The sequence below is a fragment of the Caballeronia telluris genome (assembly GCF_001544495.1).
In the GTDB taxonomy this organism is placed as follows: Bacteria; Pseudomonadota; Gammaproteobacteria; order Burkholderiales; family Burkholderiaceae; genus Caballeronia; species Caballeronia telluris.
Map to the genome: position 1 here is coordinate 44,991 of NZ_FCNZ02000016.1, position 17,390 is coordinate 62,380.

At 65.4% G+C, this 17,390-nt stretch carries 17 protein-coding genes; 12 read left to right on the top strand and 5 right to left on the bottom strand.

Features of this window, described 5'->3' with window-relative positions; genetic code table 11:
- Positions 1-31: 31 nt before the first annotated feature.
- The 3 genes from AWB66_RS20590 (at position 32) to AWB66_RS20600 (ending at position 3,000) form a co-directional block, all read left to right on the top strand.
- Entirely contained in the window at positions 32-622 is a 591-nt protein-coding gene (locus tag AWB66_RS20590) for a TadE/TadG family type IV pilus assembly protein (RefSeq protein WP_235021180.1), read from the top strand.
- The gene (locus tag AWB66_RS20595; protein WP_235021181.1) at positions 619-2,424 is read left to right on the top strand and encodes a TadE/TadG family type IV pilus assembly protein; all 1,806 of its coding nucleotides are present in this window, start codon (positions 619-621) and stop codon (positions 2,422-2,424) included. The genes AWB66_RS20590 and AWB66_RS20595 overlap by 4 nt, the downstream gene beginning before the upstream one ends.
- Before the next feature lie 90 nt (positions 2,425-2,514).
- Positions 2,515-3,000 carry a DUF6496 domain-containing protein gene (locus tag AWB66_RS20600; RefSeq protein ID WP_087632031.1) on the top strand — a complete coding sequence of 162 codons (486 nt, stop codon included), beginning with the start codon at positions 2,515-2,517 and terminating at the stop codon, positions 2,998-3,000.
- 12 nt (positions 3,001-3,012) lie between these two features.
- On the opposite strand, the gene AWB66_RS20605 is transcribed toward AWB66_RS20600, so the two are convergent.
- Positions 3,013-3,942: a LysR family transcriptional regulator gene (locus tag AWB66_RS20605; RefSeq protein ID WP_087632032.1), complete on the bottom strand. Its 930-nt coding sequence runs from the start codon at positions 3,940-3,942 to the stop codon at positions 3,013-3,015.
- A gap of 115 nt (positions 3,943-4,057) precedes the next feature.
- Here AWB66_RS20605 and AWB66_RS20610 point away from each other — a divergent pair, with 115 nt between their 5' ends.
- Positions 4,058-4,828, top strand: a complete 771-nt coding sequence (locus tag AWB66_RS20610; protein ID WP_087632033.1) for a transporter substrate-binding domain-containing protein — start codon at positions 4,058-4,060, stop codon at positions 4,826-4,828.
- A 24-nt stretch (positions 4,829-4,852) separates the two neighbouring features.
- Positions 4,853-5,971, top strand: a complete 1,119-nt coding sequence (locus AWB66_RS20615) for a succinylglutamate desuccinylase/aspartoacylase family protein (RefSeq protein WP_087632034.1) — start codon at positions 4,853-4,855, stop codon at positions 5,969-5,971.
- 77 nt (positions 5,972-6,048) lie between these two features.
- Here the strand turns inward: AWB66_RS20615 and AWB66_RS20620 are convergent, their stop codons facing one another.
- The gene (locus tag AWB66_RS20620) at positions 6,049-7,377 is read right to left on the bottom strand and encodes an omega-aminotransferase AptA (protein WP_087632035.1); all 1,329 of its coding nucleotides are present in this window, start codon (positions 7,375-7,377) and stop codon (positions 6,049-6,051) included.
- 152 nt (positions 7,378-7,529) lie between these two features.
- On the opposite strand from AWB66_RS20620, the gene AWB66_RS20625 reads away from it, so the two are divergent.
- A complete protein-coding gene (locus tag AWB66_RS20625; protein WP_087632117.1) occupies positions 7,530-8,936 on the top strand; it encodes an aminotransferase-like domain-containing protein in 1,407 nt (468 codons plus the stop codon).
- Positions 8,937-8,953: 17 nt separating this feature from the next.
- Positions 8,954-9,490 carry a cysteine hydrolase family protein gene (locus AWB66_RS20630; protein WP_087632036.1) on the top strand — a complete coding sequence of 179 codons (537 nt, stop codon included), beginning with the start codon at positions 8,954-8,956 and terminating at the stop codon, positions 9,488-9,490.
- A gap of 88 nt (positions 9,491-9,578) precedes the next feature.
- Here AWB66_RS20630 and AWB66_RS20635 read toward each other — a convergent pair whose 3' ends face one another.
- The 3 genes from AWB66_RS20635 to AWB66_RS20640 form a co-directional block, all read right to left on the bottom strand.
- Positions 9,579-9,740, bottom strand: a complete 162-nt coding sequence (locus AWB66_RS20635; RefSeq protein ID WP_031363615.1) for a DUF1328 family protein — start codon at positions 9,738-9,740, stop codon at positions 9,579-9,581.
- A 267-nt stretch (positions 9,741-10,007) separates the two neighbouring features.
- Positions 10,008-10,175, bottom strand: coding sequence for a hypothetical protein (locus AWB66_RS33730; protein WP_159462923.1), 168 nt, complete (start codon positions 10,173-10,175; stop codon positions 10,008-10,010).
- Positions 10,176-10,469: 294 nt separating this feature from the next.
- Positions 10,470-11,084: a LysE family translocator gene (locus tag AWB66_RS20640; RefSeq protein WP_087632037.1), complete on the bottom strand. Its 615-nt coding sequence runs from the start codon at positions 11,082-11,084 to the stop codon at positions 10,470-10,472.
- A gap of 277 nt (positions 11,085-11,361) precedes the next feature.
- On the opposite strand from AWB66_RS20640, the gene AWB66_RS20645 reads away from it, so the two are divergent.
- From AWB66_RS20645 to AWB66_RS20665, 5 genes are all read left to right on the top strand, one after another.
- The gene (locus AWB66_RS20645; RefSeq protein ID WP_087632038.1) at positions 11,362-11,742 is read left to right on the top strand and encodes a response regulator transcription factor; all 381 of its coding nucleotides are present in this window, start codon (positions 11,362-11,364) and stop codon (positions 11,740-11,742) included.
- 174 nt (positions 11,743-11,916) lie between these two features.
- Positions 11,917-12,393: a YMGG-like glycine zipper-containing protein gene (locus AWB66_RS20650; RefSeq protein WP_087632039.1), complete on the top strand. Its 477-nt coding sequence runs from the start codon at positions 11,917-11,919 to the stop codon at positions 12,391-12,393.
- Positions 12,394-12,452: 59 nt separating this feature from the next.
- On the top strand, positions 12,453-12,881 hold the full coding sequence (locus AWB66_RS20655; protein ID WP_235021182.1) for a hypothetical protein: 429 nt from the start codon (positions 12,453-12,455) through the stop codon (positions 12,879-12,881).
- 73 nt (positions 12,882-12,954) lie between these two features.
- Entirely contained in the window at positions 12,955-14,172 is a 1,218-nt protein-coding gene (locus tag AWB66_RS20660; RefSeq protein WP_087632119.1) for an efflux RND transporter periplasmic adaptor subunit, read from the top strand.
- A 38-nt stretch (positions 14,173-14,210) separates the two neighbouring features.
- Positions 14,211-17,390: an efflux RND transporter permease subunit gene (locus AWB66_RS20665; protein WP_087632040.1), complete on the top strand. Its 3,180-nt coding sequence runs from the start codon at positions 14,211-14,213 to the stop codon at positions 17,388-17,390.

Below are 17,390 nucleotides of genomic sequence, written 5' to 3' on the forward strand. Positions count from 1 at the left end.
TGAACGACTGTGGCGTTCCGAGCGCGGCAGCGTGACGATCGAATTCGTGGTGATCGTGCCGCTGATGCTGCTCGTGCTGCTCGGCTTCACCGAACTCTATCTGTACATGCGCACGGTGAGCATCGTCGAGCATACGGCGTTCACGCTCGCCGATTCGATCGGCCAGATGCAGCAGGTCATCGACGACAACACGACCAGCAATTCGAACAACCTCGGTTCGATCTGGAACGCGGCGGCCGTGCTCGCGATGCCGAACGCGCTGCAGGCCAAGGGCGGTGTGATCGTGACCTCGGTGTGCGACCAGAGCACCGCCTGCACCACGCCGATCCTGCCGCCGAGCCAGACCTGGGGCGCGGGCACGGCCCAGATCGCCTGGCAGCGCAAGGCGCCGTGGACCGCTTCGGGCATGACCTCGTTCGTCACGAAGACGAGCGTCCTGCCGAAGACCTGGCCGTTTCGCAGCGGCGACTCGGCGGTCGTCGTCGAGGTGTTCTATTCGTACACGCCGTTCGCGATGACCGCGCCGTTCTGGACCAACGCACCCGGCAAGCAGACGATCTATCAGCGCGTCTACGTGCGTCAGCGCGACGGGCAGCCGCTCCTGCTCAAGGCCGCCTCATGATGCGAAGCACCGACATGACATCCCGGCGCCGCTTTAAGCCCGAAGGACGCGGCGCCGCTGCGCTCGTGAAGGGCGAAGAAGGCGCGGTCACGATGATCCTCGCGGTCTGCGCGAGCATGATGATCGGCGCGATGTGCACCGCGCTCGACACGATCCACTACGAGATGACGCAGGCGCGCATGCAGATGGCGCTCGACGTCGCGACGCTTTCGGCCGGCGCCGATCTCTCGCACTACGCGAGCACTTCGGGCAGCGATCTCGCGAACTGGCAGAAGGACGCCCGCGCGTACTACGACGCCAACATGCCGAAGGGCTATCTCGACCTCGTGATGCCCGACAACAAGTTCTCCGCGACCGTGAGCGGCACGCCCGCCGCCGGCCAGACGATCAAGCTCTCGGCTTCGGGTTCGATGCCGCTGCTCGCACCGGTCTTCTTCGGCACCAATACGACGGGCAGCGGCTCCGGCTCCGGTTCAGGGTCAGGCAACACGCCGGATGTCTCGACCGTCACGGCGTCCAACGCGGCGCTACGCCTGCCGAAGAGCACGCTCGAACTCGTGCTGGTGCTCGACAACACCGGCTCGATGGCGGACTACGCCAGCAGCGACAAGACGCAGGGCACGAAGATCGCCGGGCTGAGGACGGCGGCGGCACGGCTCGTCGCGAACATCCTCGGCCAGTCGGGCCATGATTCGTACATCGGGCTCGTGCCGTTCACGACGTTGGTGAACGTCAAAGGTGCATTGCAGTCGGGCGGAACCTGGATGACGCCGAAGTTCGCCTACAACCCCAAGAACGTCTCGATGGCGCCGGATTCGTCCATCACGCAGTCGGGGTGGGGCGGCTGTGCCGTCGAGCCGCGCGACGCGTCGGGCAATCTTTATCCGAAGGCTTATGCGCCGAAGGACATCCCGGCCTTCACTCCGTTTTACTACAACGTGCCGAAAGCGGGCTTCACGGTCACGACCTACGACAACAGCACGAAGTGCAACGTGACCGGTACGACGTCGTTCATGGGCGGTCCGCTCAGCTACCAGACCAACGGCTCGCTGACCTACTGCGGCACGAAGAACGGCGCCACGGTCGCGAACCTGTGGGGCCAGCCGAAGACGGACAAGCCCACGATCACGACGCTCTACCAGAACGGCAACACGAATTCGACCGGCACGATGAACGGACCGTGCGGCATCCAGCCCGCGAAGTTCCTCACGCAGGATTCGACCGCGCTCACCACCGCGATCAACAAGATGCAGGCGAGCGGCTCGACGATCATTCCGACCGGACTGCTCTGGGGATGGCGGATGCTGTCGTCGGACTGGTCGGGCAACGTGGCGGGCGCCGGCAACGGCTGGATCTCCACCGACACGAGCATGCCGCGGCCGGAAACCACGCAGGCGTTACAGCGCGTCGCGATCGTGCTGACCGACGGCCAGAACGATCCCGGCACCGCGAGCGGCATCATGCCGATGCCATCGTTCAACGGGCTCTCGGGCGTCGGCAACAACGTCCTGCAGGCGCCGACGCTCAAGCGGACCAACGGCACGTCGCTCGTCAACGGGTCGATGTCGTCGGTGACGGACATCAACGCATTCCAGCTCGGCGTGTGCACGGCGATGAAGAACGCGGGCATCGTGGTGTATGCGATCACCTTCGGCGCCGACGCGTCGAGCGGCGTCGCGCAGCAGGTGATGCAGAGTTGCGCGTCGCCGGGCGACTACTTCCATGCGCCGACCAACGACGACCTCGACGCGATCTTCCAGCAGATCGCCGGCAACCTCGGCGTGCTTCGCCTGACGCAGTGAAAGCCGTGCCCGCGATACACGCGCATCGCGGGCACGTCCATTGCTAAAAACGCTCTGCAAGTCCACTTGAACTCTTGAAGGAGAGTCGACATGCCAGAGAAGAAAACCGTCGAGCGCGCGCAGGCCGCAAAGCGCGCGGGAAAGTCGCCGAGCACCCAGGCCGGCGCGTTCGTGAAGGAACAGATCGACCACGTCCGCGAAGGCAAGCACGGCGCGAAGTCCGCGAAGCAGGCGATCGCGATCGGCTTGTCCGAGGCGCGTCGCGCGGGCGTCAAGACCAAGGCGCCGAAGAAGGGCGCCACGTCCGAAGCCACGCGCAAGAAGGCGGCGCAGGACACGGCCGCGGGCCAGCACAAGACGAAGAAGAGCGCGAGCACGGAGTCGAAGAGCAAGCGCTCGGCCGTCTCCACTCGCGTGCTCAAGCGCGAGAGCACGAAGGCGGCGTCGCATACGGCGTTGTCGCGGCAGTCGCACGCGAGCGCGAGCCGGCGTTCGGCCGCCGACCGCTCGGCCGCCGCAAAGAAGGGCTGGGCGACCCGTCGCAAGGCCGCGGCCGGACGTCACGCGACGCGCTGAGTCGTCGGGTTCCTAGCGGTCGCTTCGCGCGGAATCGGGCAGCATCCGGGCGAATGAGACGGCCATCGTCGCGAGTTCCTGCGCAGCGGGCGTGAGCGGCACGCCCGCGCGGCGCACGAGGCACACCGGCGTGATGGCCGCGTGTTCCGCGATCCGCACGACGGCGAGCGAATCGCGGAAAAACGCGTGGTCCGCGAGCCGCGACGGTTCGAGCGCGAGATAGTCGGAGTGCGCGACGCAGTGCAGCGTATCGAACACGGCCTCGGTCGTGGCGGCGATGCGCGGCGGTTCGAGACCGGCGGCATCGAAGAGCATCGAGAGGCGGTTCGTCGCCGATACGGCCCGGCGCGGTCGCGTACTCACCCATTCACACGTCCGCAGATCGGCGAGCGCGCGCGCCCGTGCGAGCGGGTGATCGCGCCGCGCGATCACCGAGACTTCCGAATCGAAGAGGCGCGTCGTCTCCAGGTCGTGAACATCGGCTTCCTGCGACACCAGCGCGAGCGCGAAATCCAGACTGCCGTCGCGAACCCATGACGTCAGCACGCGCGAAGTCGCGCTCGTCAGATGCACCTCGATGCGCGGACATCGCTCGCGATAGCTCGCGAGCAGCGCGGGGAACAGGCGCATCGTGGCCTCGGCCGCGAGCCCGAGCGCGACGTGTCCCGTCGATTCGCCGCGCAATTGCCGCATTTCCTCTTCGGTGCGCGCGCACTCGCCGAGGATGACGTCGGCGCGCAAACGCAGGCGTTCACCGACCGACGTAAGCCGCGCGCCGCGATGCCCGCGCTCGAAAAGCGCTCCGCCGACGCTCGCTTCGAGCTTGCGCAGTTGTTGCGTCACGCCGCTCTGCGCGACGTTCAGACGCCGCGCCGCCGCACGCAGGCTGCCGCTTTCGGCAACCGCGATGAACATGCGCAACTGGGTGAGAGTCAAATCCACGGGCTGTCCGGTGATCTTGAAAAGTGATCATGATAAGCAAATCGCCCCTTATTGGTAGCGTTTTGCGCCCGTACCATCGTCAGGCGTTTTCTCGAAAAGAACCTTCCCGCCTGCCATGAAAAGACTCGCTTCGCTTCTCACGATCGCTGCGGCGCTGGCCGCTTCGCCTGCCCTTGCCCGCGATGCCAGCGCGCTGCGCCTCGGCATCGACCCGGGTTATCCGCCGATGGACGTCAAGACGCCGGACGGCCACGTCGCCGGCTTCGACGTCGATCTGGGCGACGAAATCTGCCGCCGCATCGCGATGCATTGCGAGTGGATCGAACTCGAATTCTCCGGCATGATCCCGGCGCTGCAGGCGCGCAAGATCGACGGGATCATGTCGTCGATGGCGATCACCGACAAGCGCATGAAGCAGATCGCGTTCTCCACTAAGCTCTTCCAGTTCAAGTCGCGGCTGATCGCGAAGAACGGCGCGCCGCTCACCGCTAGCGCGCAGGGCCTGCGCGGCAAGCGCATCGGCGTGCAGAGCGGCAGTCAGTTCGAAACCTATGCGCTCAAGAACTGGCAACCGGGCGGCGTCGAAGTGGTCGCGTATCAGAGCCAGGAGGGCGTGTTCAACGATCTCATGGCAGGCCGCATCGATGCCGCGTTGCTCGGCTCGGTGGAAGCGGAGCACGGTTTCCTGAAGACGCCGCGCGGCGCGGGCTTCGCCTTCGTCGGCGAGCCGCTCTCGATGGGCGATCACGGCGTCGGCATGGGTCTGCGGCAGGACGACACGGCGCTCAAGGCCAAGGTCGATCGCGCGGTCGCGGATATGCGCGCCGATGGCACCTATCAGAAGATCGCGCGCAAGTATTTCGACTTCGACGTATACGGCGACTGAACGCCTCGACTCAAGGATCATCGGATGCAAACCCAACGCACGCCGCTCGTCTCGACGACGCTCGGCACGAACCGCGAACTCGTCAGCTTTCACTTCGGCACGCCGGGCGCGGGCGAAAAAGTATATGTGCAGGCGTCGCTCCATGCGGACGAAACGCCCGCGATGCTCACTGCGTGGCAACTCAAGCGCCGCCTCGCGACGCTCGAAGCCGAAGGACGTCTGCGCGGCGAGGTTGTCCTCGTGCCGGTGGCGAATCCGGTCGGACTGTCGCAGCATGTTTTCGGCCAGTTTCTGGGGCGCTTCGAAGCGAATAGCGGACACAACTTCAATCGCAGTTTTCCGATGCCGGCGGCCGAGGCGCTGATCGCGCGCGTCGGCACGGCCTGGACCGGCGACGCGCAGACGAACACGCGCCTGTTGCAGCGCGCCGTGCGCGAGATGCTTGCCGAAAGCGTCGCTACGAACGAATTCGAATCGCTGCGGCTGACGCTCGTCACGCTCGCCGCCGATGCCGACGTCGTCCTCGATTTGCACTGCTCGCTCGAAGCCACGATGCATCTGTATACGAGCCCGGCGAGCTGGCCCGACGTCGAACCGCTCGCGCGCTATATCGGCGCGAACGGCGTGCTGCTCGCGACCGATTCGGGCGGACAGTCGTTCGATGAGATCCACACGCTGCTCTGGAACGAAGTGCGCGCGCTGCTCGGCACGACGCCGCTGGCGGCGCCGAACATCGCGGTGACGCTGGAGCATCGCGGACAGCGCGACGTCTCGTACGACGCGGCGCAGCAGGACGCGGATGCGATCGTCGAGTTTCTGGTGCGGCGCGGGGTGATCGAAGGCGAGGCGCGCGCGTTGCCGCCGTTGCTGCATCCGGCGACGCCGCTTGCGGGCAGCGAGCAGTTCGTCGCGCCGGCGGCGGGCGTGGTGGTGTATCGGGCGAACGTCGGCGCTTTCTTGAAGGCGGGCGATCCCGTGTTCGATATCGTCGATCCGTTGACGGACGCCGTCACGACCGTGACCACGAAGAACGACGGCGTGTTCTATATGCGGCGTGCGATTCGCTTTGCCTACGCGGGCGCGCCGATGGGACGCGTGTCGGGCGAGCGGGCGTTCAGGACGGGGGTGTTGATCGGAGCGTGATGGCTGGTGCTCGCCCGCAAACAAAAAAGCCGTTCAGCGCAACGCTGAACGGCATTCGTTTTTACAACCCCAACGCGTCACTTCACGCTTTCGAGCACCTTGCGAACCGTACCGAAGATCTGATCGATCTGATCGTCCTCGACGATCAGCGGCGGCGAAAACGCGAGGATGTCGCCGGTATAGCGCACGAGCACGCCCGCCTCGAAGCACTTGACGAACACTTCATAAGCGCGCGCGCCCGGCGCGCCTTCGCGCGATTCCAGCTCGACACCCGCGACGAGCCCGAGGTTGCGCACGTCCTTCACGTAAGGCGCGCCGCGCAACGCATGCACCGCCGATTCGAACTTCTCCGCCTTCGACGCCGCGCGCTCGAACAGGCGATCGCGTGCGTATAAATCGAGCGTCGCGACGGTCGCCGCTGTCGCGACCGGGTGCGCCGAGTACGTGTAACCGTGGAACAGCTCAATCGCGTTCTGCGCGCCCGCGCCGACGACCGTGTCGTGCACGTTGCGATGCGCGGCGACGGCGCCCATCGGAATGGTCGCGTTGTTGATGGCCTTCGCCATCGTGATGAGGTCGGGCGTGACGCCGAAATACTCGCTCGCCGTCGCCTTTCCAAGACGGCCGAACGCGGTGATGACTTCGTCGAAAATCAGCAGGATGCCGTGCTTCGTGCAGATCTCGCGCAGCTTTTGCAGATAGCCTTGCGGCGGCACCAGCACGCCCGTCGATCCCGCGAGCGGCTCGACGATCACGGCGGCGATCGTCGAAGGATCGTGCAGCGTGACGATGCGTTCGAGTTCGTCGGCGAGATGCGCGCCCCACGCCGGCTGGCCCTTCGAGAACGCGTTGTGTTCGAGGTCGTGCGTGTGCGGCAGGTGATCGACCGAAGGCAGCAGCGCGCCCGAGAACGTCTTGCGGTTCGGCGCGATGCCGCCGACCGAAATTCCGCCGAAGCCGACGCCGTGATAGCCGCGCTCGCGGCCGATCAGGCGCGTGCGCTGGCCTTCGCCGCGCGCGCGGTGATAGGCAAGCGCGATCTTCAGCGCGGTATCGACGGATTCGGAGCCCGAGTTCGTGAAGAAGATTCGGTCGAGCCCTTCGGGCATCAGATTCGCCACGCGCGACGCCGCCTCGAACGCCAGCGGATGGCCCATCTGGAAGGTCGGCGCGAAGTCGAGTGTGGCAAGCGCCTTTTGCGTCGCTTCGACGATCTCGTCGCGGCAGTGTCCCGCGTTCACGCACCAGAGGCCGGCGCAGCCGTCGAGAATCTCGCGACCGTCGGTCGACCGGTAGTACATGCCCTTCGCGCTTTCCAGCAGGCGCGGCGCGGCCTTGAACTGGCGGTTGGCGGTGAAGGGCATCCAGAAGGACGAGAGGTCGTCGATGACGGGGCGGGCGTTCATGGTGCAGGTCTCCTCGTAGGAAAGAACGCTCACTCTAGTCCGCGACAATTCCGCGCGGCATAGACAGTTCAGCGACTGCGCTGTTAACTGTGCTGGCAAAATGCGGCAAACTGTACTGGCGCGTCGCATTGGGCGACGCTATTCTCGATTCCATGATCGAACTTTCGCTGGAACGCGACCGCGCGCAGGCGCCGACGCTGGTCGAACAGATCGTGCAGGCATTCGCCGCCGCCATCGAGGCCGAGACGCTGCGCCCGGGCGCGCTCTTGCCGTCCGTGCGGCGCTTTGCCGAGGCGCAGCAACTGAGCACGTTTACCGTCACCGAGGCCTACGGGCGGCTGGTGTCGATGGGGCTCGTGGTCGCGCGGCGCGGCTCCGGGTATCGCGTGGCGGCGCGCTTGCAGGCGGAGCGCGCGCGGGCCGTCGAATGGCAGCCGCCGAGCCTGAACGCGACCTGGCTGCTCTCGGACGTCTTCGCCGATCATTCAGTGCCGATCAAGGCCGGGTGCGGCTGGCTGCCGAACGAGTGGGTCAACGAAAGCGGGCTGCATCACGCGCTGCGCGCGGTCAGCCGCGTGCCGGCCGCGCGCATGGCCGACTACGGGCATCCCTATGGCTTCGCGCCGTTGCGCGAGCGGATCGCCGAGCATCTCGACCGCCACGGCCTGCCGATCGATGCCGCATCGAACGTGCTGCTCACCGCGGGCGCCACGCAGGCGCTCGACCTCGTCGTGCGCACGCTGCTGCGCGCGGGCGATGCGGTCGTCGTCGAAGATCCGTGCTACTGCAATCTGCTGCAGATCCTGCAGCTTGCCGGGCTCACGGTGCTCGGCGTGCCGCGCACGGCGGCGGGCATCGACACCGACGTGTTCGAGCGGCTCGTCGTCGAGCATCGGCCGAAAGCCGTCTTCCTCAACACGACGCTGCAGAACCCGACGGGCGCGACGTTCGGCATGGCGTCGGCGTTCCGGCTGTTGCAGATCGCGGACCGGCACGGCTTGTGGGTCGTCGAGGACGACGTGAACCGCGAACTCGCGCCGCCCGGCGCGCCGTTGCTCGCGGCGATGGAAGGACTGAAGCGCGTGGTCTACGTCGGTGGCTTCGCGAAGACGATCACGCCGGCGCTGCGTTGCGGCTACGTCGTCGCCGAACGCGACGTGCTGCGCGAACTCGCGCGCACAAAGATGGCGGTGGGACTGACGTCGTCGGCGACGACCGAGCGCATCGTCGAGAAGGTGCTGACCGAGGGACGCTATGCGCGGCACGTCGAGTTCATCGGCGAGAAGCTGAAGGAAGCGCATGCGCTCGTCGAGGAGCGGATGGATTCGCTCGGGCTCGAACTGTTCCACCGGCCGCGCGCGGGACTGTTCGTGTGGGCGCGGCTCGCGATCGAACCTGAGCAGGCGGCTGAAATCGCGACGCGCGCGCTCGCCGACGGCATCTGGCTCGCGCCGGGTTCGTACTTTCGCCCCGGCGACGCCGCGAGCGCGTGGTTCAGGTTCAACGTGCCGTATTCGGGTGACGACGCGTTGTGGAAGTTCTTAACGAAGTGGATTTAACAAGGGAGTGCGATGGTATGAATGCAGCATTGTTGATCATTGATGTGCAACGCGGACTTTTCGACGCAACGCCGCGTCCGTTCGAAGCAGACGCGGTTGTCGAGCGGATCAATACGGTGACGCAGCGAGCGCGGGAAGCGCACGTGCCGGTCATTTTCGTCCAGCACGAGACGCCGGACAGCGCGCTCGCGTTCGGCGCGCCGGCGTGGCAACTGGATCCGCGGCTGGATGCCCGGGCGGACGATCATCGCGTTCGCAAGTCGACGCCAGATTCGTTCCTGCGCACGAATCTGGCCGACGTGCTCACGTCGCTCGATGTGCGCGCGCTGTTCATCTGTGGCTACGCATCCGAATTCTGCGTCGATACGACGACGCGGTCCGCGCTGGCAAAAGGTTTCGCGGTGACGCTCGTCGCCGACGCGCACACGACGGTCGACAAACCGCATGCAACCGGCGCGCAAATCCGCGCGCACGAAAACGCCACGGTCTGCAATCTGCGCAGCTTTGGCGTGCCGATACACGCGATCGACGCGGCGGAAATCGGTTTCCGATAATCGGGCGCACAAGAAAAAAGCGCGAGTTTGCTCGCGCTTTTTTCAACCCGATGGCAGCGCTTACCGCAAGCCGCCAACGCTCACATCGTCATCGCCTGAAGACGCCGAGCAGCAACGTCGCGAGGAAGATCACGATGAAGATGAAGAACAGGATCTTCGCGATTTCCGTCGCCCCCGACGCAATGCCGCCAAAGCCGAAGAATGCCGCGATGATCGCGATGATGAAGAAGATGACTGCGTATCGAAGCATGAAGCCCTCCACAGGATCGATTTGTCGGTGAGATTCGCGTGCGGGCTGACGGTGTCGCCGCATCGGTTTATCAGTTATGCCGCGCGCGAACCGGCGGCACGAAGCACTAAGCAACGTGTGTGCCTGGCTGGCTCCCTCACGAGCGTGCGCCGCTTATCCCGAAGCATGCCGAATAAAAACCCCGCAAAAAAGCCGCACGGCCTCGCGGCTCATGCGGCTATTCGCAGTGCGGAGCGGCGCGCCCCGGGGCGCGCATCCAGGCTCGGGCTAGCGGCCCGGCGTGCTATCGGAGTCGGATTCGTCGTCGAAATCGTCGTCGTCGACGTTATTCAGCGCATCCGGCAGGTTGTTCTCCAGTTCATCGCGTTCGATTTGATCGGCGAGATCCAGGGACTTCCGTGTTGCGGGACCGGACGGGCGATTGGCTCCAGACATGGCGTACTCCTTGAACAGATTTCAAAGCCGCGCCAGGACGGCGCGAATGAACGATGCAAGCAAGGGCTGTACACGCCGGCGGATGGGCCGCATCCAGCGGCATCGACGGATGATTGGAACGACAGAGAAAAATGCAGCCCCAATTTTGCAAACAGGACTGCATATTTTGCTTGGCCGACGCGCACGACCCAGTATGCACCGGTCCGACGCACCGATAAAGAGGCGTGTGACAGTTCGTCGTAGGGTTTGTTTTCGATGCGGCTTCCGAAGGCTTCGCCGTTGCGCAACGCGCCGTCAATCGAATGCGCGTTGCACGATCGGATAAAGCGAAAACACGAGAAGCGCCGCCATCGTGAGATTGAACATGCGCAGCCAGCGCGGCCGGCTGAGAAAACGGCGCATGGACATGCCGAACGCAGCCCACATCGTGATGCACGGCAAACCAACTACGATGAACACGAGCGCCATCAGCGCGGCGTTGAGCGAAAGGCTCGCGTGCAGGTGGATGGTCGTGGCGGCGGTGAGCACCATCATCCAGGCCTTCGGGTTGATCCACTGGAATGCGACAGCCTCGTAAAAGCGCATCGGACGGCGCTCGCCGTCGCGCATCTGCACCGACGTCGACGTGCCGATCTTCCACGCGAGATACAGCAGATACACGACGCTCAGGGTTTCGAGCACCGTGTAGAGCCACGCGAAGCGCGCAAAGGCCTCGGCGAGCCCGAGACCGACCGCGAGCATCAGGAACGCGACGCCCGCGCTGATTCCGAGCAGATGCGGCACCGTGCGCTTCAGGCCGAAGTTGACGCCCGAGGCGAGCAGCATCGTGTTGTTCGGGCCGGGCGTGATCGTCGTCACCAGTGCGAAGAGCACGGCGGCGGGGAGGGCGCTCAACAGTTCGGCGGGCATGGCGGTGGCACTCCTTGGCTCGGAATGGAGTCGAGAACCGAACTCCTCGGCCAAGTGTAGCGATTGTCATCTGTACAGTACCGGTACAAATGTTCGGGCGATTTCCGGTACGGCTTCCAATGCCGCGTCAGACATCCGCGCGCGGATCGCCGACAAGAGGTCCGCCGCTTCGCTTGGACCAAAGTCCAATATCTCGCGGCGGCGCGCTGTCATAGGCTTGCAACAAGCGTCGAAGCGCGTTTGCGTAATGTGTTCGCCTGTGCGGGGAATATTCGCCATGACCGAAGCCAAACCGTTCGTCGCAGTCGTGGACGATGACGAATCGGTGAGTCGCGCCATCAAGCGGTTGCTGCGCTCCATCGGGCTGGCGTCGGAAACGTACAAGTCCGGTGAGGATTTCCTCGATGCCCGCGACGCCGCGCCCCTGCGCCGCCCGGACTGCATCGTGCTCGACATCCAGATGCCGGGCATCGGCGGACTGGACGTGCAGCAGCGCCTCGCGGGCAGCGGCATCCCGGTGATCTTCATCACCGCGCACGACGAGCCCGGCATCCGCGAACAGGCGCTCGCAGCGGGCGCCGCCGCGTACATCACCAAGCCCTTCAACGACGCGACCCTCATCGACGCAGTGCGCGCGGCCATCGGCGCGACGCCCTGAGGCGAGCGCGCGCCGGCTCGTTCTATTGGACCAAAGGCCAATTGTTTTAGGCAAACGCAGCAACCACTATTCGGAGTGAATGCGGCGGCGTCCGGCGAGACCGTCGCTCTGCGCCGCAGCCCCGACACGGCACGCGGGCGCATCGCCCGCGATCCTTCTCATGAGGTTCGAGCCATGCAACGACAGTGGCGCGTTTGTACCGGGCTGGTCGTGTGGACGCTTGCTTTCGCGGCGGCCGCGCAGCAGCCGATCATCTATCCGGCGAAGGGTCAGAGCCCGCAGAAGCAGAACTCCGATACCGCCGAGTGCCAGCTCTGGGCGAAGCAGAACACGGGCGTCGATCCGGCCGCGCTCGCGCAGCAAAGCGCCAACCAGCCGCCGCCGCCCGGGCATCAGGGCCAACGCGTGCGGGGCGCGGCGGGCGGCGCCGCGGCGGGCGCGGCGGTCGGCGCGATCGCGGGCGATGCCGGCAAGGGCGCGGCGATCGGCGCGGTCACGGGGACGGTCGCCGGCGGTTCGCGCCAGCGGCGCGGCCAGCGCGAGGCCAGCGCGCAACAGCAATCGACGCAGCAGCAGACGTCGGAGCAGATGGCGACTTACAACCGCGCGGTCGCCGCGTGCATGTCGGGCCGCGGATACACGATCCAGTAAGAAGGCGGGGCCGCCGGACCCGATCCGGAAACCGGCACACACCAAGCGGAGACCGACCCATGCCGACCACATCCCGACGAATCGCACTGGCCGCCGCGTGGCTTGGCGGCAGCGTGTGCGTTACCGCCTGCGCCACGGCGTTCACGCCCGCCTCGGCCGCCGATTTCGACGGCTCGAAGCCGCTTCTGTGCGCGGTGATCGAAACGCATGCGTGCGATCCCGGCGAAATCTGCCTGCGCGGTCTTCCCGACGACCTCGGCCTGCCGCGCTTCATGCGCGTCGACTTCGAGCGCAAGACGATTGCCGGCGCGAAACGCACGACGCCGATCCGCGAGATGGAAAAGGGCACCGAGCAGATCCTGATGCAAGGCACGGAACTCGGTTACGCCTGGACGATGGTCGTCGACAAGACCGATGGCTCGATGACGCTCTCGCTCGTCAATCGCGACGACGCGTTCGTCGTATTCGGCAATTGCACGCCGCCCTGACGAGACACTGGTCAATCGTCCCGGCTCCCGCAGGGAGACCCTCATGGTGAGTTCACCGCCGCGGATCATCACGATGGCAACGATTAAATCGATCGCTACAGTCGCAGTGACGGGGGCCGCGCTCGTCGCAGTGTGCCTCGTCAGCGGGTGCAAAAAGGCGCCCGCGACGCCCGAGCGCGCGCCGTCCGACGTGACCGTGCTCACGGTCAGCGCCAACGATACGCCCGTCACCTTCGAGTTCGTCGCGCAGACGCAGAGTTCGCGCGAAGTCGAAATCCGCGCGCGCGTGGAAGGCTTTCTCGACAAGCGGCTCTATGTCGAAGGCTCGCTCGTGCATGCCGGGCAGACGCTCTTCCAGATGGACCGGCGGCCGTTCGAAGCGGCGCTGCAGACCGCGAAGGGGCAGCTCGCGCAACAGCAGGCGCGCTTAACCGTGACGAAGGCGAACCTCGCGCGGGTGCGGCCGCTCGTCGAGCAGAACGCGGTCAGCAAGAAAGATCTCGACGACGCCGTTGGCAACGAGAAGGAAGCCGAAGCCGCCGTGATCGCCGCTCAAGGACAGGTGCAGACGGCGCAACTCAACCTGAGCTACACCACCATCACCACGCCGCTCACGGGGCTTTCCAGCTACGCGAGAAAGCAGGAGGGCAGTTACGTGACGCCGGGCGAATCGGGCTTGCTGACGTACGTCGCGCAACTCGATCCGATCTGGGTCAACTTCAGTCTCTCCGAAAACGAGGTGCTCCGGTATCGCGACCAGGAAGCGAAGGGGCAACTGAAGTTCCCCGCCAGTCGCGACTTCGAGGTGGAAGTGGTGCTTGCCGACGGCTCGGTCTTTCCGAAGCGCGGCCGCATCAATTTCCTCGATCCGTCGTACAGCAAGGAGACCGGCACGTTCCTCGTGCGCGCGGTGCTGCCGAACTCACAAGGCATCTTGCGCCCCGGCCAGTTCGTGCGCGCGCGGGTGTACGGCGCGACGCGACCCGGCGCGATTCTCGTGCCGCAGCGCGCTGTGCTGCAAGGCGCGCGCAGTCACTACGTCTGGCTCGTCGACAAGGACGGCAAGACGGCGAAGGAGCAAGTGGTCGAAGTCGGCGACTGGTACGGCGACAACTGGTTCGTGACCGCGGGCCTGCGCGCTGGCGACCGCGTGGTGGTCGACGGCGCGATTCGCGTGGCCCAGGGCCTGCCGATCAAGGTGACGGGCGATGCGACGCTCGCCCCGCCGGCAAGCGATGCGATCGCGCGACCGTCCGGCGCTAGCGCCGGCTCCGGCGCGGCGGCCAAGTAACCGCTCATGCAACCGCTCATGCAACCGCTCCCGCGCCCATGAACATCTCCCACTTCTGCATAGACCGCCCGATCTTCGCATCGGTGATCTCGATCGTGATCACGCTCGGGGGCGCGGTCGCGATGCTGGGCCTGCCGATCGCGCAGTACCCTGACGTCACGCCGCCGCAGATCACCGTGTCGGCCACCTATCCGGGCGCGAGCGGGGATGTCGTCGCGAACAACGTCGCCGCGCCGATCGAGCAGCAGGTGAACGGCGCGGACAACATGATCTACATGAACTCGTCGAGTTCGTCGACGGGCAACATGACGCTCAACGTGTTCTTCGAGATCGGCACGAACCCGGCGCTCGCGCAGGTCGACGTGCAGAACCGCGTGAACCTTGCCTTGCCGCAACTGCCTTCGTCGGTGCAGTCGCAGGGCATTCAGGTGCAGAAGAAGTCGTCGGCCTTCATGATGGTCATCGCGATCTATTCGCCCGACAACCGCTACGACGCCACCTACATCGCGAACTACACGAACCTGTACGTGCTCGATGCGTTGAAGCGCATTCCGGGCGCGAACCAGTCGAGCATCTTCGGCACGCCCGACTATGCGATGCGCATCTGGATCAAGCCCGACCGCATGGCGCAACTGGGCATCACCGCGACCGACGTGCAGAAGGCCGTCGCGAACCAGAACCAGCAGTTCGCCGTCGGCCGCATCGGACAGTCGCCGACGGGCACCGCCGTCGAGCAGTCGTTCGCGGTCACGACCACCGGGCGGCTGACCGATCCCGCCGAGTTTGAGAACATTATCATCCGCGCGCAAAGCGGCGGCGCGGCGATCGTGCGTCTGAAAGACATCGGGCGCGCGGAACTGGGGCAAAAGGACTACTCGATCAGGAGCCGCTATCAGGGCAAGCCGGCGACCGTGCTCGCGGTGTACCAGCAGCCGGGCGCGAATGCGCTCGACGTCTCGAAGCAGGTCCGCGCGACGCTCGCCGAGATGAAGAAGTCGTTTCCCGAAGGCATCGACTACAGCATCGCAATGGACACGACCGAGTTCACGCGCGCGTCGATCTCGGACGTGGTCCATACCTTCTTCGAGGCGCTGGTGCTGGTCGTGATCGTCGTGTATCTGTTCTTACAGAGTTTCCGCGCGACGTTGATCCCAGTGCTGGCGGTGCCGGTGTCGATTGTCGGCACGTTCATCGGCATGGCGGCGCTCGGTTTCTCGATCAACATGCTCACGCTATTCGGCATGGTGCTCGCGATCGGCATCGTCGTGGACGATGCGATCGTCGTGATCGAGAATGTCGAGCGCAACATGAACGTGCACAAGCTCAATCCGAAGGACGCGGCCAAGCGCGCGATGGACGAAGTCGCGGGGCCGGTCGTCGCGATCGTGCTCGTGCTGTGCGCGGTGTTCGTGCCGGTGGCGTTTCTCAGCGGCATCACCGGGCAGTTGTACAAGCAGTTCGCCATCACGATCGCGATCTCGGTGGTGATCTCGGGCCTCGTCGCGCTCACGCTCTCGCCCGCGCTCGCGGCGGTGCTGCTCAAGCCGGGGCATCACAAGAAGCCCCGATTCTTCCAGTGGTTCGACCGGTCGTTCGAAAAGATGACGCGCGGCTATGCGACCTGGGTCGCGGCGTTGATCCGGCGATCGCTGATCGCGCTGCTCTTCTTCGCCGGGATGATCGCCCTGACCGTCGTGATGATGCGTTCCATCCCGACGGGCTTTCTGCCGCCCGAGGACCAGGGCTATCTGCTTGGCGCGGTCATCATGCCCGATGCCGCGAGCCTCGATCGCACGGGCGACGTCTCGAAGCACGTGACCGACTACTTCATGAAGCAGGAGGCGGTGAGCAACATCACCGTGGTCGACGGCTTCAGCCTGCTCGACAGCCAGAACAAGAACAACGCGGGGACGTTCTTCGTCGGCTTCAAGAGTTTCGACGAGCGCTACAAGTCCGCGAACATCCGGACGCAGAACGCGCGCGCGGTGCTGGTCGACGCCTACAAGGCGCTGTCGTCGGTGCGCGAGGGCATCATCGTGCCGGTGAATCCGCCGGCGATTCCCGGGCTCGGCACGACGGGCGGAATGGAGGTGTGGATCCAGAGCAAGGGCGACGCGACCATTCCGCAGCTTGCCGGCGTGGTCAACGACTTCCTCGCGAAAGCGAAGCAGCGCCCCGAACTCGCCGGCGTCACATCGACCTTTAACGCGGCCGCGCAGCAGTTGCTCGTGGAAGTGGACCGCGACAAGGCGGAGACGCTCGGCGTGCCGATCGAGGAAGTCTATGGCGCGATGCAGACGATGTTCGGCTCGCTCTACGTCTCGCAGTTCAACAAGTCGAGCCGGCTGTGGCAGGTCATCGTGCAGGCCGAGCCTGCGTATCGCCTGAATCCCGACGACCTCAACCGCATCTTCGTGCGTAACCGCAATGCCGAAATGGTGCCGCTCAAGTCGGTCGTGACGACCAAGTACGTGACCGGCCCCGATCTCATCACGCGCTTCAACAACTTCCCGGCGGTGAAGATCACGGCGAATCCCGCACCCGGTTCCAGTACGGGCCAGGCGATCGCCACGCTGGAGGAAATCGGCGCGAGCGTGATTCCGCCGGATTTCGGCATCGCGTGGAGCGGCGAGGCGTTCGAGGAGCAGAAGGCGGGCAGCACGTCCGCGCTCGTGTTCGCATTCGGGCTCGTGATGGTGTTCCTGATTCTCGCGGCGCAGTACGAGAAGTGGTCGCTGCCGGTGGGTGTGCTGATGGCCGTGCCGTTCGCGATCTTCGGCGCGCTGCTCGCGATCCTGATGCGCGGGCTCGACAACAACGTGTACTTCCAGATCGGCCTGACGATGCTCGTCGCGCTGGCCGCGAAGAACGCGATCCTGATCTTCGAGTTCGCGGTGCTGAACCGCGAGAACGGCGCATCGATCTACGACTCCGCGATGACGGCCGCGACCGAACGCCTGCGCCCGATCATCATGACGTCGCTCGCGTTCATCCTCGGCTGCGTGCCGCTCGCGATCGCAACGGGCGCTTCGGCGAACAGCCGCCATTCGATCGGCACCGGCGTGATCGGCGGGATGCTGGCCGCGACGCTGATCGCCGCGTTCTATATCCCGATGTTCTACTACCTGATCGAAACGGCTTCGGCAAAGGTTGGGAATCCGAAGAAAAAGCCGGGCGATGTTCCCGCGACGCAGCCTGCCGCATCGGCGGACGACTGA

Coding starts and splice junctions, on each gene's coding strand:
- AWB66_RS20615 (WP_087632034.1), top strand. CDS start 4,853: ATGCAAACCCAACGCACGCCGCTCGTCTCGACGACGCTCGGCACGAAC.
- AWB66_RS20630 (WP_087632036.1), top strand. CDS start 8,954: ATGAATGCAGCATTGTTGATCATTGATGTGCAACGCGGACTTTTCGAC.
- AWB66_RS33730 (WP_159462923.1), bottom strand. CDS start 10,175: ATGTCTGGAGCCAATCGCCCGTCCGGTCCCGCAACACGGAAGTCCCTG.
- AWB66_RS20625 (WP_087632117.1), top strand. CDS start 7,530: ATGATCGAACTTTCGCTGGAACGCGACCGCGCGCAGGCGCCGACGCTG.
- AWB66_RS20600 (WP_087632031.1), top strand. CDS start 2,515: ATGCCAGAGAAGAAAACCGTCGAGCGCGCGCAGGCCGCAAAGCGCGCG.
- AWB66_RS20635 (WP_031363615.1), bottom strand. CDS start 9,740: ATGCTTCGATACGCAGTCATCTTCTTCATCATCGCGATCATCGCGGCA.
- AWB66_RS20665 (WP_087632040.1), top strand. CDS start 14,211: ATGAACATCTCCCACTTCTGCATAGACCGCCCGATCTTCGCATCGGTG.
- AWB66_RS20640 (WP_087632037.1), bottom strand. CDS start 11,084: ATGCCCGCCGAACTGTTGAGCGCCCTCCCCGCCGCCGTGCTCTTCGCA.
- AWB66_RS20595 (WP_235021181.1), top strand. CDS start 619: ATGATGCGAAGCACCGACATGACATCCCGGCGCCGCTTTAAGCCCGAA.
- AWB66_RS20620 (WP_087632035.1), bottom strand. CDS start 7,377: ATGAACGCCCGCCCCGTCATCGACGACCTCTCGTCCTTCTGGATGCCC.
- AWB66_RS20650 (WP_087632039.1), top strand. CDS start 11,917: ATGCAACGACAGTGGCGCGTTTGTACCGGGCTGGTCGTGTGGACGCTT.
- AWB66_RS20645 (WP_087632038.1), top strand. CDS start 11,362: ATGACCGAAGCCAAACCGTTCGTCGCAGTCGTGGACGATGACGAATCG.
- AWB66_RS20655 (WP_235021182.1), top strand. CDS start 12,453: ATGCCGACCACATCCCGACGAATCGCACTGGCCGCCGCGTGGCTTGGC.
- AWB66_RS20660 (WP_087632119.1), top strand. CDS start 12,955: ATGGCAACGATTAAATCGATCGCTACAGTCGCAGTGACGGGGGCCGCG.
- AWB66_RS20610 (WP_087632033.1), top strand. CDS start 4,058: ATGAAAAGACTCGCTTCGCTTCTCACGATCGCTGCGGCGCTGGCCGCT.